Here is a 14,347-nt window from a genome sequence, read left to right as displayed (position 1 = left end):
CTGACCATGATAAAGTTTTTCAAGCAGCTTTTCTCCGGCAAGCCGCCGGAGGAGGACACCGACCATGTCTCTTCCTTTAATGAACAGCAGGCCGAGGAAGAAGATGTCGAATTCATTGACCACGGAAACATCTCCGTGCCCTTGGACAAGATCACCGGAAGCGTCGGCAAATACCATGATTTCGATTCCAGGTTCCGGCCGAAAAAACATGTATCGGGGAAACGGTTTGCAGACATAAAGCGAACCATGCGGGAAGGCGGGGGCCTGCCGCCGGTGAGCCTCTACCAGATCCGAAACGATTACTATGTTCTGGACGGGAACCACCGGGTGGCTGCAGCCAAAGAACTGGGGTGGACGGATATAAAGGCCAAGGTGGTGGAACTGCTATCGGGCCGGAATACCATGGAAAACCTCATCTATATTGAAAAGAAAAAATTCTTCGATAAGACCAAACTGAAAGAAAAGATAGATCTCACTGAAATCGGCAAATACAATTTTCTTGAAAAACAAATACTGAAGCACCAAATCTACCTGGCGGCCCAGTCCGGACGGGACTGCGACCTGCAGAAGGCGGCCAAGGACTGGCATAACACCATCTACCTTCCCATGACGGCCATCATCAACAGCAGCGGCCTGCTCAAATACTTTCCCGACCGGGGCATCGCCGACCTGTACACCTATATTTCGTACCACCACTGGACCCGGAAGGCCGGCAGGAAATACGGCATCGGCATCGACCAGGTCATTCCAAAAAGCATGGAGGCCTTCAGGAAATCCATGCTGGAAAAAACCACTCCGGAATACCCGGAGATGAAGCGGACCATCACCGCCTTTGTTTTCATCAATGTCGGCGTGGCCACCCAGAACGAAATCCTGGAAGCCCTTTATGCCCTTGACGAAATTCAGGAGGTCCACTCGGTCCACGGCAGCATTGACATTTTGGTGAAAATGGTATTACAAAGAGACTTTCTGGCCTCAGATGCCGAAACCATAGCTGAATTCGTCGACCACCACATCCGCCGCATTGAGGGCATCAACAGGACCCAGACGATCATCCCCGGTATTTCAAAGGTCAAAACCCTGTTTAACACCTGATATCCGCCGGGCAAGCAGAGTATCCTCAACATTCACGGAGGTCCCCATGTTCAAACGGCAGAAGCTTGGTGTCCGGATCATCATGCCGGTCATCGTCATGGTCATCCTTTTCTCCGCCGCCCTCTTCATTTTGGGCAACATTACCTCAAAACGCATGATCCATGCGAATCTGGACAATGTGATTGATGCGAAAATCAAGGATATCTATACCTCCGTTGAGCGGGTCTCAGCCAAAGTATTGTCCGAAGCCGCCCTGTTCAGCCGGGCCGACGCCGTTCAGCAGGCCTATGCAACCGCCTACACCGGAAATATTGCCGATGCAAAGGAACCGGCCATGGAAGCGGCCAGGGGAGAACTCAGGGCCTTCTTCAGTTCCCTGGAAGAGGGCTACGGCCATGTGGTAAAAGGAAATTTCAGGATACACTTCCACCTGCCTCCGGCCAGAAGCCTGCTGCGCCTGTGGAAGTCCAAACAAAACAAAAGCGACGACCTCACCTCCTTCAGGAATACCATCCTGACCATCGGTAAAGGCAATCACGATCCCATCAAGGGCATTGAAATCGGCCGGGGCGGTTTTGCCATCAGGGGCCTGGCACCGGTCTTTTCCGACGATAAAAAATACCTGGGCTCGGTGGAGGTCCTCTCCACCTTTGACCCGGTGGTAAAATTCAGCATTTCCAGCAAAAAAGAATATATTGCCGTCTATATGAACAAGGAGTTTCTGCCCATTGCCACCCGGCTGCAGAAGCCCGAAAAAAACCCGGTGGTGGGCAATGAATTCGTCTTTGTCAGTTCCACGGATAAAAAGCGGACGGACAGGGTGGTCTCGGCAGGACTCCTGGCCCGGGGAAAGCAGGGAACGGTCAAGGAACGGATTGATGACGATATGGTCAGCGTATTTCCCGTGAAAAATTTCAATGGAGACCAGATCGGGGTCATCGCCTTTGTTTATAACGCCTCAGACCTTTTCAACAGCCTTACCACCATCCGCTGGGGCGTGGCCCTGCTCTGCCTGGCCCTGGCCCTGGGCGTAGGTATCCCCCTGGTCTTTGCCGTCAGGGGGGTCACCGCTCCCCTGAACCGTATCATCAGTGCCCTTTCCGACAGCGCCCACCAGGTGGCCGATGCCTCGGGCCAGGTCTCCGAAGCCAGCCAGATCCTGGCTGAAGGGGCCACGGAACAGGCCGCCTCCATTGAGGAGACCTCGGCCTCCCTTGAGGAAATCTCCTCGGTGGCCAGGCAAAACGCAGACAACTCCAAAGAGGCCAACACCCTCATGGTCCACACAGGGGAGGTGGTGACCCGGGCCGACCAGTCCATGGAGGAGCTGAACCGATCCATGGCCGATATTAACACCGCAGGCCAGGAAATCTCAAAAATCATTAAAACAATTGACGAAATCGCCTTTCAGACCAACCTGCTGGCCCTGAACGCCGCCGTTGAAGCGGCCCGGGCCGGAGAAGCCGGGGCCGGGTTTGCCGTTGTGGCAGATGAAGTAAGGAACCTGGCCCTGAGAGCGGCAGAAGCGGCCAGGGACACCTCGGGCATGATCGAGCAGACCATTGACCGGGTCAGCAAGGGCACAGATATCGTGAACCGTACCAATGAAGCCTTTACCGAGGTCCGGCAGAGCAGCGGCAAGGTGGGAGAACTCATCGGCAACATTGCCGGGGCTTCCGACGAACAGGCCCAGGGGGTGGAACAGGTCAATACCGCGGTATCCCATATGGACCGGGTGGTCCATCAAAATGCCGCCTCGGCAGAAGAATCCGCATCGGCATCCAGGGAGTTGAGCAGCCAGGCGGAACAAATGAAAGAGGTGGTGCGGGATCTGACCGCCATTGCCAACGGCCGGAATGAAAAAACGGCTGCCGCCCAGGCCGCGCTAGCAGCGTCCCCGGCAAAACAACTCCCACAGGAGGCCCGGCAGATACGGGGCCTGCCCCTTAAAAAATCTTAACAGGCAGCGAAGCTAAAACAAACACCGCCGGCCGGGGAACCTGCCCCGGCCGGCGGTGTTTTTATTTGCTCTATCTTATTTTGCGCTATCCTATAGGGGAGAGTTGGGCACCAACTCCCAGATGCCGCAGGGGCATGCCCCTTTGCAGAATCCGCAGCCGATGCACTTATCGGCATCCACCACGTACTCGAACCCCGCAGCGGTATCCTGCCTGGAGATCGCCGCTTCGGGACAAACGGCTACGCAGATGCCGCAATCCCGGCACTTGCCGCAGGAGGCGCAATCCTGGCCGCACTCGTCCATGGCATCGGCGTCATGCCTGGGATCGTAATAGGCCAGCGATACCCGCTGCTTGTCCACCATGGGTGCCAGGGTTTCCTGGTCCGGGGCCCGTCCGGAAATAATCTGGTCAATGGCCGCAGCCGCGCGCTTCCCTGCGCCGATGGCGTCGGTGATCAATCCGATGCCCACGGCATCACCGATGGCAAACACCCTGGAATCCGAGGTCCGGCCGATATTGTCCACCTTGACGAATCCATTGTCCAGGGCCAGTTCGTCACCGAGGAAGCCCAGGTCGGGCACATCCCCGATGGAGACCACCACGGTGTCCGCAGGGAGCAGTTCCCCGTCCTGCAGAAGCACGCCACGGGCTGTGATTTCCTTGGTGAACAGGGGCCAGCGGAATTGGGCGCCGCAGGCCTCGGCATCCTCCTTTTCCTTGCCAAAGGCGGCGGGCTTCTGCACATCGATGAGGAGAATATCCTTGGCCCCCAGTCGATGGGCTTCGGTGGCCACGTCACAGCCCACGTTGCCCGCACCGATGATGACGATTTTCTTGCCCGGTTTGGCCTTGTCTGCCTTGGCCGCTTCCAGAAAATCATTGGCATAGAGGGCCCGGTCAATCCCTTTTACAGGCAGGGTCCTGGGCTTTTTCGCCCCGGCGGCCACCACGGTGAAATCGTAGTCATTCTTGATCTTGTAAAATGATTCGGCATCTATTTCCTGGCCCAGCCGGATGTCCTTGATAAAGGAGCCCACCCGATCCAGTTCGGCATTCAGTGTATCTGCCGGCACCCGGGATTCAGGGATGACCGAGGCGATTTTACCGCCGATGGCCTTGCCCGTTTCAAAAACGGTGGGGGTGTGGCCCTTGAGGGTGAGATGCCAGGCTGCTGAGATGCCGCCGGGCCCCCCGCCGATAACGGCAATTTTCTTTTTACTCTTTTTGCCGGGTTTGGGCGGCTTCACATCCTGTCCGGCCCGGCCCAGCAGCCGGACATCAATGGGGCTCATATAGGCGTTGTTCCGGGTACAGGAAGCCATACAGGGAGAGGGACAGAGATACCCGCAGACCGTGGCCGGAAAAGGCGTATATTCCAGACCCATGGCAACGGCCTCGTCAATATTGTCCGCCCGGACCATGGCCCAGCGGTCCTGGACCGGGATGCCTGTGGGGCATGAAGCCTGGCAGGGAGAAATATACTTGCCCTGCTCCCACACCGGGACATACCGTCTCTGGTCACCCTTGGCAACCAGGGGAATGGTGCCCCGCTCGACCTCCTGGAGGTCGCCGATGAGGCCGCCGCGCCCCAGCTCTGCGTCCCAGACCTGGTCCCTGAACCAGGACATGGAAGCACGGTCAGGGCCTTCGGCCTTTTCCTGGGGGGTTTTGGCCATGAACAGCTTCCAGTCCGCCCGGTTGGCCAGGCGGCCGAAAATATCCTGTTTCCCGATTTTCTCAAGGAAGACCTTGAGGTTTTTCACCAGCCATTTCCAGTCGTTGTCGTCCAGGACCACTTCCTTGGCGTCTTTATCGGAATAGCCCTTGGCATCTCCCCGGACAAAAACCTGGCCGCCCACCATGCCCACCAGGGGGCGGTGGCCCAGAAGTTTTTCCCGGTCTTCGCATCCGTGGCCGCAGACCACGGCAATGCCCCCGGCCATGAACTCCCCGAAATAATCCCCGGCCGCGCCCAGAACCCAGAGTTCAGGCGGTTCGAATCTGGGGTTCCGCTTGGTCATGGTCATGCCCCGGGCGCCGATATTGCCCCCGATATAGACCCGGCCCTGGGCCGCGCCGTTCATGGCGCCGTTGGAGGCGCTGCCGTGGACGATAATCTCGGCCCCGGCATTGAGCCAGCCGATATCATCCGAGGCCGGTCCCATGATCTCGATGGTTGTGTTGGCATTGCCCAGGGAACCGGTTCTCTGGCCGGAATGGCCGATAATCCGGATCTTCATCTCATCGGAGCCGGCATCCCAGAGGCGTCCGCCAATGCCGTGCTGGCCAAAGGCCTGGACTTCGAGTTTTCTATTGCCCCGCTGGACATGCTGGTGGATGATCTCTTCCAGTACCCTGGAAGGAATCCGTTTTTCACCGTCTTTTTCAGATCTGCGTCCTGATATGAATATATAATCGCTTTTTTTCATAAAGGCCTCCTTTTACACCACGTACTTAATACTGAGGCGGTCGGCAATGGCTTTATCATCAATCCCCAGGGCATCGGACATGCCGATGGGCAGGGAGGTGGACCGGCCCAGGGGGGCCACTATCTTTTTGAGTTCCGTGTCAAAGGAAACAAAAAGGTCCACGATACGCTGGGCCACATCTTCGGGATCCAGCCGCCGGTACAGCCTGGGATCCTGGGAGGTGATGCCCTTGGGACAGATCCCCAGGTTGCAGACGTTGCACCGGTCCTCCTCGGTGCCCACGCAGCCGGCCGCGGCCTGCATCACGTATTTACCGATCTGGACCCCCGAGGCCCCCAGCATGATCAGGGCAGCGGCGTTGGCGGCGATGTTGCCGTTTTTACCGATGCCGCCCCCGGCAAATATGGGGATCTCGTTCTGCTTGCCGATCTTGGCCAGGTTCAGGTAATTGTCCCTTATGCAACTGGCGATGGGGTGGCCCATGTGGTCCATGGAGACCGAATAGGCCGCGCCGGTGCCCCCGTCCTCTCCGTCGATGGCCAGCCCCGAAGCATAGTCGTTCCGGGTCAGGTTGTTGAGCACGGCAAGGGAGGTGGAGGAGGCCGAAATCTTCGGGTACACCGGCACCCTGAAGCCCCAGGCCATGGACATGGACAGAATCATCTTGGCCACGGATTCCTCAATGGAATACTGGGTCTGGTGGGTGGGCGGAGAAGGCAGGCTCACGCCTGCGGGCACCCCCCTGATGGCGGCAATAAGCTTGTTCACCTTGTGCCACATGAGCAGGCCGCCGTCCCCGGGTTTGGCCCCCTGGCCGTATTTGATCTCAATGGCGCAGGGATCTTCCTTCATGTGGGGGATGGCATGGATGATCTCGTCCCAGCCGAAATAGCCCGAGGCAATCTGGAGAATCACATATTTGAGGAAGCGGGAACGGAGCAGCCGGGGGGGACAGCCGCCCTCGCCGGTACACATGCGCACGGGCATGCCCATCTCTTCGTTGAGATAGGCCACCCCCATCTGCAGGCCCTCCCACATGGTGGGGGAAAGCGCCCCAAAGGACATGCCGCCGATGATCAGCGGATAGATCTCCCGCACCGGCGGAATCCAGCCTTTTTCCCTCAGCCGCTTCATATTCTCCCGGGGGGAGAGTACCCGGCCCAGGAGGGTCCGCATTTCAAACTCGTGGCGGCCGGCATCCAGGGCCGGGTCCGTAAGCATGGAAATCCGGGTGAACTTGATCCGGTCCAGCACCGATTCAGAGGCGTTGCGGCGGCCGCCCCTGCGGCGGGGAACGCCCCCCTGATTGATGTGAAACTTCATCCGGTCAAGGCCCTGGTTTTTCACCGGCCGGATGGCATCGTTGGGGCAGGCCAGGGTACACATGGCGCAGCCGATGCAGGCATTTGCCACTTCCGTCCTCTGGCGGATGCCGTAGAATGTATCATAGGTATTGGAATGCTCGGCATTTTTGGCCACAGAGGTTTTAATGATCCGCTTCTGGAATACATTCAGCTCAATGGCTTTTACCGGGCAGACCGCAGTGCACTGGCCACAGAGGGTGCAGCGGTCATTGTTGTATTCAATCTGCCAGGGCAGATCGTTCAGGCTTAAAGAGGAAGGTTCAAGGCTTCTGTTTGACGACATATTTTTACCTCCTGGCGTTCAGGGCTTACAATGGCTGTATCAAGGTGCATGGGCTGAATATCTTTTGCCTTGTCCCGGTCGGGAATCACGGCGTCCAGGCCGCAGATTTCCGATGAAAAGGCGAACATGCCCGGTTTTCCGCCCACCACGCCGGGTCTCAGCTTTTTCCGGTCCTGGACCATGAACATGGAATGGTCCGGCAGGGTGCCGATGACACAGTTGGGACCGTCTATGATCAGGGGACGGCAGGTTTTTTTCAGATGGCTTAAAAATTCAAAGTCCGGATGGATTTCCAGATCCTCCCGCTGCAGGGGGGTGATCACATGCTTGTACCCCTCAATGCCCAGCCCCAATTCTTCCATGGAATAGTGGAGAATGTGGGCAAAGACCTCGGAGTCAGACTGGTAACCGGTATATCCGGTAATCTCCCTGGAAGAGAGGAAATCCTTAATGGGGATAAAGGCGGTATTTTCCCCGTTGGTCATGGTGCAGTATCCCTTGATAAAGAAGGGATGGCAGGCGTAGAGGTTGATGGCGTAGTTGGTGTTCTGCCGCCCCTGGGCCATGATCACCCGGGCGTGAAGTTCCTTTCTGTCCAGCCCCAGGTATTCGGCCAGCTGCATGGGATCGCCGATTTCCTTGATCATGATGGTGTCCGGCCAGAAGGAAAAGACCATCATATCTTTCTTTTCTTCGCCCATTTCCCGGATTTTAAGCCGGATGTTCAGCAGCCGGCTGGCCAACTCTTCCTGTTCCAGGCCTTCCCAGTCCTCGGGCAGTTCATAGGCCCGGATCAGGTAATGTTCCCGGCGGGGGATGCCTTCCACAGGCTTTTTGGGAATCTTCAAAGAGATTTTATATTTGGTGAGAAAACCGATATCCATCATAAAAAGGTCAAGGCGGCGGATGCCTTCCTCGGTAAATATGCCCGAAAGGATAGGGGCGTCTTTCATCTCTTCAAAGGGGCCTCCGAGATCCTGGAGCAACAGCCCCACCCCGGACCCGTCATGGCCTTCCTTCATCACATCCAGGGCCCTTATGGCCAGGATTGGAGAAACCGGGTCCTTGCTGGTCAGTGCAAACAGACGACACATAAACACACTCCTAAAGTCTGAGTAAATAATTCCACTAGCTAATCAGCCGTCGGCAAAATTTCGAACTTTTAAGCTTAAAGAGAGTCCCCGTGCCTGTCAATATTTTTTATTGGTAATCAAAGGGTTAGAAGGTCAGGCCGAAAGGCCTTGCTGTGGGTTTTCTGGAATTTGACCGAAAAAAATTATGTTTTATTAATAAATTCATAATTATGTTTTGAGAAATCATAATTATGCAAAATAAATCCAGGCGTATTTAAAATTGATATTTCAGTTAAAATAATTATTTTTTATAAATGCTGAATTTCTGCCGGGAGGTTCTACGCCCATCCCGGCAGGGAAATGGCGACGCCCCATCAGTGGTGATGGCCGCACCCACCTTCTTTTTTATTTTTCTTGCCCTGGCAGAGGTCAAAAATATGAAATAGTTTGAGCTCACCTTTTTCATAGAGGTCCAGGTTGGCTCCCACCGTCTCTGCGCCCGCGGCATACACTTTTATTTCCGAGGAATGGAGCCCGCGCTGCCCTCCGTCACCGATGCATTTGGTTACCACGGCACTGACCCCGGCATCTTTATCCAGAAATCCGGTTTTGCATGAAGAGCCCCCGGCTGCCTTTTTGTTGGGTACCACCTCAATATCCCGGGTATCCAGGTCGACGATCATAAACTCTTTTGCCACACCGAAATGGTCGTTTACCAGGCTGTCCAGCCCCCTGTTTTCCTTCACCGGAAATGCGATTTTCATGGATCCTCCATTTTCGTCTTAATTTCGTATCAGGCAGCGTGCCTGAAATTTAATACTATGATAAGGCATTAATCTGAAGATGCAACCACTTGTGCCCCACTGCCGATAGAAGGGCTTAAGATTTACATGGCCTGCGCATCGTGGTATGATTCCTGCCATACATTATTGTTATTTCAGATCTAAAAGCACAAACCTAATTTCTAATAGGGAGGGTGTGTCATGAAACTGAAGATCGGGGCTAAGGTGAATCTTTTGATCATCACCGCATTAATTCTCATGGGCGGAGCCGCCCTCATTGTGTCAACCTCAACCATGAACGCGGAAGCAGATTTCGCCATCAATGAATACAGCACCGACATGATGGGAGAAAAACGCGACCAGATCCGGGATCTGACCAATTCGGCGTTCACCATCGCCAAGGAACGGCTGGATGCCTCCAGGGACAAAGAGGCCATCAAAAAGGACTACGGCAACTCTGTCATGGCCGTTGTCAACCAGGCATTGTCCGTGTTTAAGGCCCTTGATGAAGACGAAAGTTATATCGATCTGGAAGCCCGCCAAACAGCGGCAATCAACATCATAGATAAAATGCGCTGGGGCATCGGGGGGAAGGAATACTTCTGGATCCAGGATACAGACGGCGTAATGATACACCACCCCATCAAACCGGCCCTGAACGGTAAAAACCTTCTGGGGCTTAAAGATCCGGACGGCAAATTATTTTTCAAGGAATTGGATGATGCCGTTGAAAAAGACGGGGCCGGATTTGTGGACTACAAATGGCCCAAGCCCGGATTTGATAAGCCCCAGGATAAAATTTCCTATGTCAAACTCTTTAAACCGTGGAACTGGGTCATCGGCAGCGGTGTCTACCTGGAATCCACCGAAGAGCAGGCAAAGGCGGACGCCCTCAGAAGCATCGGCGCCATCCGGTACGGGAAAAACGGCAAGGGATATTTTTTCATCTACGATTCCAAAGGAACCTGTATTCTGCTGCCGGCCAAACCCGAGCGCCAGGGGAAAAATTTCTGGGATCTCCAGGACAAAAAGGGAAATTACCTGGTCCGGGACCTGATCAAGGCTGCGGACAGCAACCCGGCAGGCGGATTTTCCAAATATTATTTCCCCAAACCCGGCTCAGATGTTCCCCTGCCCAAAACCTCGTTTATGAGAAAGCTGCCTGAATGGGACTGGTATATCGGCACCGGTATTTATACCGACGACGTTGATGCGGTGGTGAACCAGGCGAGCAAAACAATGAAGGAATTTGTTTCAGGGTCCATCTTCAAAACCGCTGTCGTCATCCTGGGCGTCATGGTATTGGCAATGGTGGTCTCCTATTTTGTCATCGCCAAAGGGGTGGTGGGCCCCATCCGGATGATCATTGACATGCTCAAGGATATTGCCCACGGAGAGGGGGATCTCACCAAACGGATCACGGACAATTCAGGGGATGAAACCCAGGAACTGGCCGAATACTTCAATCAGTTCATTGAAAATGTCCAGGGCATGATCGCCAAAATCAAGGGCGACACCCAGGTGCTCACGACCTCTTCCTCCGAACTGGCAGGGCTTTCAGAACATATGAACGGCGCGGCAAAGGATACATCGGGTCGGTCGGCATCCGTATCCGCCGCCTCGGAGCAGATGAGCGCCAATATGGACTCCATGGCGGCAGCCATGGAAGAGGCCGCCACCAATATCAACATGGTATCGGCGGCAGCCGAGGAGATGAGTTCCACCATTTCCGAAATCGCCCAAAATGCAGAAAAAGCGCGCCAGATAACCACCGAAGCCGTGGGCCAGGCCGAGAATGCCACCTCCCAGGTGGACGAGCTTGGGACCTCTGCAAAGGAAATTTTCAAGGTGGTGGACACCATCACGGATATTTCCTCACAGGTCAACCTCCTGGCCCTGAACGCCACCATTGAGGCGGCCAGGGCCGGTGAGGCCGGAAAAGGCTTTGCCGTGGTTGCCAATGAAATCAAGGACCTGGCCGGACAGACAGCGGAAGCCTCCAACGAGATCAAGGAAAGGGTCAACGGCATCCAGACCTCCACCGAAGGCACCATTTCGGAAATCGCCACCATCTCAAAGGTGGTGGCCGATATCAACGACATCGTATCCACCATTGCCACGGCCGTGGAAGAACAGTCCGCCACCACCGGTGAAATCGCGGAAAATGTTACCCAGGCCTCCCTGGGCATCTCCGAGGTCAATGAAAATATCGCCCAGGGCGCAACCGCAGCCCAGGGCGTCACCGAAGATGTGGCGGCGGTCACCGAGGCCTCCGGCCAGATCGCCGATGCCAGCAATCAGGTCAAGGAAAAGGCCGGCGGGCTGTCGGAACTGGCCGATGCCCTGTCGGAGATGATGGGCAAATTTAAGGTGTAAAAATTAAACTCTGATACATACGATACAAAGGCGGCCATAAAGGCCCACCAAAACCATATGGAATTCTTATTAAAAAGGAGGGGTAACCGCAAAGTGCCCCGCGGCATGATGGGTGTCATCCTCTGCCTTTTAATCATATCCGGCACCGGTGCCTGGGCAGACACCTTGCCCAGGCAGGGTAAACAGGTGGTCCTCTCGGCAATGGATCAGTGGCCGCCCTATACCGATACCGGAATGCCCGGCAGCGGCCTGTTTTCAGAAATCTGCACCCGTGCCTTCTCCCGCAGGGGCTATACCGTAACCATTAAATTCCTGCCCTGGAAACGGGCCCTGGAAATGACCCGCCGGGGCCTTTTTCACGGACTGATCGGCGCCTCCCTTACCCGGGATCGGGAAAAGGATTTTGCCTATCCCCGCAATTATTTATTCTGCGCCACCCACTTTTTTACCGCCGGCGCCACCCCCCTCACCTTCAGCGCCATGCGGGACCTCTGCCCGGCAAAGGTAGGGGTATTGCAGGGCTCCATCTGGGTCAAAAATGTCAGCGCCCATAAATGTTTTACTGTGGAACCCGTTCCCTCCTATGAACAGAATATACAAAAACTGATACGCGGCCGGATAGACCTTGTCATTGGCACCAAAGCCGCCTTTCTGTTTCACCTTAACCGCTCATTTCCCCAAAACGCCGCAAGGGTTAAGGCTGTTTACCCGCCCGTAAAATTAGACCGGATATTCACGGTTTTCTCCCGCCAGACACCGGGGTGTCAGCGGCTCATTAACGAATATGACATGGGCATTGAGATGCTCCGGTCCGACGGCACCTATGGAGACCTATTAAAAAAATACGGAATAGAAGAACCGGCACTGACCCGCCCGGGGCCGCCGGGTTAACTGAAATGGATTAACGGACAAGAGGCGGGCGGCCCAATCCCTTCACCGGAATGGGCCGTTTCCTTCACGACGCCCCGCCACGCTTATCCGTAGAGGCTCTCTATCTGTTCTCCGTAGGCATCCACAATCACATTTTTCTTGAGTTTAAAGGTCGGGGTCATCATATTGTTTTCAATGGTGAACTCCGGGACCAGGGCCACCTTTTTAATGGTTTCAAAGGAGGCCAGTTCCTTGTTGCGCAGGGAAACTTCCCCGTCGATGAGGGCCTGGGTGTCCGGATGCGCCAGCAGATCTTCCCAGGTATGATAGGCGATGTTGTTCTCATCGGCCCAGGCGGTAACATTTTCCTCGTCCAGGGTGGCCACGGCGGACAGGTATTTGCGCCGGTCCCCGACCACGCAGAACTGGTTGATATACTTGGAAGTGGCCATGATCCCTTCAATGCGGGAGGGGGCGATGTTTTTCCCGCCGGCTGTGATGATCAGCTCTTTTTTCCGGCCCGTGATCCTCAGGACGTTTTTCCCGTCAATGGACCCTAAATCCCCGGTTCTCAGCCATCCGTCCTCGGTGAATGTATCGGCCGTTTCCTTGGGCATCTTATAGTATTCCTTCATCACGTTCCTGCCCCTGAAAACCACCTCGCCGTCATCGGCGATTTTATGCTCAATGCCCACCCCCGGAGGCCCCACCACACCGAAATCGTAGTCATCGGGCCGGTTGACATTGGAAAAGGAGGTGTTTTCCGTCATGCCCAGCCCTTCCAGGATGAGCAGGCCGGCCCCGTGAAAAAACCGTGCGATATCCGGGTTCAGGGGGGCGGCCCCTGAGATGCACCATTTGACATTGCCCCCAAGTGCATTGTGTATTTTTGAAAAAATCAGCTTGTGGGCAATCTTGTATTTCAGGGCCAGAACCCCGGGAACCGGCTTCTTTGCAATCGTCAGCTCCCCCACCTCATTTCCCACGGCACAGGCCCAGTTGAAAATTTTAAGGGCCATGCCCCCCTTTTCTTCCACCCCGGCAATGATTTTGGTATGGATCTTTTCAAATACCCGGGGAACTGAAATAAACCAATGGGGCTTGGCCAATGCAAAATCTTCCAGCAGGGTGTTGATGCTCCTGGCAAAGGTGGTCCGGTTTCCGGTACGCACGGCCGTATAGGAGCAGGTTCTGGCAAACACATGGGCCAAGGGAAGGAAAAGGAACATCTCCTCCCCGTCCACGAATTCTGCGCAATTGTAAACGGACTGGCAGGTGTAGGTGAGGTTGTCATGGGTAAGGACCACGCCTTTTGGGACACCGGTGGTGCCGGAGGTGTAAACCAGCCCGGCCGTGTCCGACGGATTCACCCGGTTTACCCGGGTCTGGAATTCCTCGTCGCTGATATCTTTGCCCAGGGCCAGAAACTCCTCATAGGTAATCACCCAATCGTCCTGGGGATACTCGCCCTTAAAAAGGATGACCTTGCGGATCGCCGGAATTTCGTCCCTGATTTCCAGCAGCTTGTCCAGCTGGACCTGGTCTTCTGCAAAGACCAGCACCGCATCGGAGTGGTTGATGATATACTTGCAGTCCTGGGGCAGGTTGGACTGATAAATCCCCACGGTGCCCACGCCCACACTCATGTTGCCCAGATCGGTGAGCACCCATTTATAACAGGTGTAGCTCAGGATATTCACCTTGTCCCCATGTGCCACCCCCATTGCCAGGAGGCTCTTGGATACGGATTTCACCTGGGTGTAGAATTCCTGCCAGGTGACGGTTTCAGCCTCTCCATTTTCATCAAACCACCGGTAGGCGGGTGATTGGGCATATTGGTCAACGGTTTCGCTAAGCATTTGATGAAAATTGGCATAATCCTTAAACTGCATAACTCCTCCTGTTTCTAAATATTCCTGCTGAAATGGTGATCGCTGTGCATGGGGATGGCGCGGCCTATCCTGTCATGGTGTCTCCTCTTTTGGTTTGTAATTTTTTTCAGTAAACACCATTATTTAATAAAAAACAAGCTTGATATAATTTAACAGAATTGAACTTGACAGGAACTGGTTCAGGCGATAAGTTGTGACCGACAGTCACAACCTCCAGGAGCG

The 14,347-nt window shown here is 55.1% G+C and carries 9 protein-coding genes and 1 pseudogene; 5 read left to right on the top strand and 5 right to left on the bottom strand.

All coding sequences use genetic code 11. The annotated features are described in order from the left end of the window. Positions 1 to 6 precede the first annotated feature (6 nt). The 3 genes and pseudogenes from HUN04_16895 (at position 7) to HUN04_16885 (ending at position 3,055) form a co-directional block, all read left to right on the top strand. Entirely contained in the window at positions 7 to 1,095 is a 1,089-nt protein-coding gene (locus HUN04_16895; protein WDP91282.1) for a ParB N-terminal domain-containing protein, read from the top strand. A 46-nt stretch (positions 1,096 to 1,141) separates the two neighbouring features. Next, positions 1,142 to 2,056: pseudogene (locus HUN04_16890) on the top strand (hypothetical protein). After that, complete coding sequence (locus HUN04_16885) at positions 1,982 to 3,055, top strand: hypothetical protein (GenBank protein ID WDP93325.1); 1,074 nt, start codon at positions 1,982 to 1,984, stop codon at positions 3,053 to 3,055. Before HUN04_16890 ends, HUN04_16885 begins: the two are co-directional and overlap by 75 nt. Positions 3,056 to 3,145: 90 nt before the next feature. On the opposite strand, the gene HUN04_16880 is transcribed toward HUN04_16885, so the two are convergent. From HUN04_16880 to HUN04_16865, 4 genes are all read right to left on the bottom strand, one after another. Beyond that, complete coding sequence (locus HUN04_16880) at positions 3,146 to 5,485, bottom strand: FAD-dependent oxidoreductase (GenBank protein ID WDP91281.1); 2,340 nt, start codon at positions 5,483 to 5,485, stop codon at positions 3,146 to 3,148. A 12-nt stretch (positions 5,486 to 5,497) separates the two neighbouring features. After that, entirely contained in the window at positions 5,498 to 7,132 is a 1,635-nt protein-coding gene (locus HUN04_16875; protein ID WDP91280.1) for a 4Fe-4S binding protein, read from the bottom strand. Beyond that, positions 7,096 to 8,226 (bottom strand): glutamate synthase, encoded by a 1,131-nt coding sequence (locus HUN04_16870; GenBank protein WDP91279.1) that lies wholly within the window; start codon positions 8,224 to 8,226, stop codon positions 7,096 to 7,098. Before HUN04_16870 ends, HUN04_16875 begins: the two co-directional genes overlap by 37 nt. A gap of 353 nt (positions 8,227 to 8,579) precedes the next feature. Continuing rightward, on the bottom strand, positions 8,580 to 8,969 hold the full coding sequence (locus tag HUN04_16865) for a dinitrogenase iron-molybdenum cofactor (GenBank protein ID WDP91278.1): 390 nt from the start codon (positions 8,967 to 8,969) through the stop codon (positions 8,580 to 8,582). 219 nt (positions 8,970 to 9,188) lie between these two features. Here HUN04_16865 and HUN04_16860 point away from each other — a divergent pair, with 219 nt between their 5' ends. Both HUN04_16860 and HUN04_16855 read left to right on the top strand, forming a co-directional pair. Next, on the top strand, positions 9,189 to 11,363 hold the full coding sequence (locus HUN04_16860; protein ID WDP91277.1) for a methyl-accepting chemotaxis protein: 2,175 nt from the start codon (positions 9,189 to 9,191) through the stop codon (positions 11,361 to 11,363). A gap of 93 nt (positions 11,364 to 11,456) precedes the next feature. Further along, positions 11,457 to 12,254, top strand: a complete 798-nt coding sequence (locus HUN04_16855; GenBank protein WDP91276.1) for a transporter substrate-binding domain-containing protein — start codon at positions 11,457 to 11,459, stop codon at positions 12,252 to 12,254. Positions 12,255 to 12,337: 83 nt separating this feature from the next. Here the strand turns inward: HUN04_16855 and HUN04_16850 are convergent, their stop codons facing one another. Further along, complete coding sequence (locus tag HUN04_16850) at positions 12,338 to 14,125, bottom strand: long-chain fatty acid--CoA ligase (protein WDP91275.1); 1,788 nt, start codon at positions 14,123 to 14,125, stop codon at positions 12,338 to 12,340. Positions 14,126 to 14,347: the final 222 nt, after the last annotated feature.

The sequence above is a fragment of the Desulfobacter sp. genome, from assembly GCA_028768525.1.
In the GTDB taxonomy this organism is placed as follows: domain Bacteria; phylum Desulfobacterota; class Desulfobacteria; order Desulfobacterales; family Desulfobacteraceae; genus Desulfobacter.
The sequence above is the reverse complement of the archived record's forward strand: the minus strand, read 5'-3'. Positions and strand labels throughout refer to the sequence as shown.

What these genes read in the sequence shown, in the direction of transcription:
- HUN04_16885 (WDP93325.1), top strand. Translation starts at nt 1,982, where the DNA reads ATGGTCAGCGTATTTCCCGTGAAAAATTTCAATGGAGACCAGATCGGG.
- HUN04_16895 (WDP91282.1), top strand. Translation starts at nt 7, where the DNA reads ATGATAAAGTTTTTCAAGCAGCTTTTCTCCGGCAAGCCGCCGGAGGAG.
- HUN04_16860 (WDP91277.1), top strand. Translation starts at nt 9,189, where the DNA reads ATGAAACTGAAGATCGGGGCTAAGGTGAATCTTTTGATCATCACCGCA.
- HUN04_16850 (WDP91275.1), bottom strand. Translation starts at nt 14,125, where the DNA reads ATGCAGTTTAAGGATTATGCCAATTTTCATCAAATGCTTAGCGAAACC.
- HUN04_16870 (WDP91279.1), bottom strand. Translation starts at nt 8,226, where the DNA reads ATGTGTCGTCTGTTTGCACTGACCAGCAAGGACCCGGTTTCTCCAATC.
- HUN04_16875 (WDP91280.1), bottom strand. Translation starts at nt 7,132, where the DNA reads ATGTCGTCAAACAGAAGCCTTGAACCTTCCTCTTTAAGCCTGAACGAT.
- HUN04_16865 (WDP91278.1), bottom strand. Translation starts at nt 8,969, where the DNA reads ATGAAAATCGCATTTCCGGTGAAGGAAAACAGGGGGCTGGACAGCCTG.
- HUN04_16880 (WDP91281.1), bottom strand. Translation starts at nt 5,485, where the DNA reads ATGAAAAAAAGCGATTATATATTCATATCAGGACGCAGATCTGAAAAA.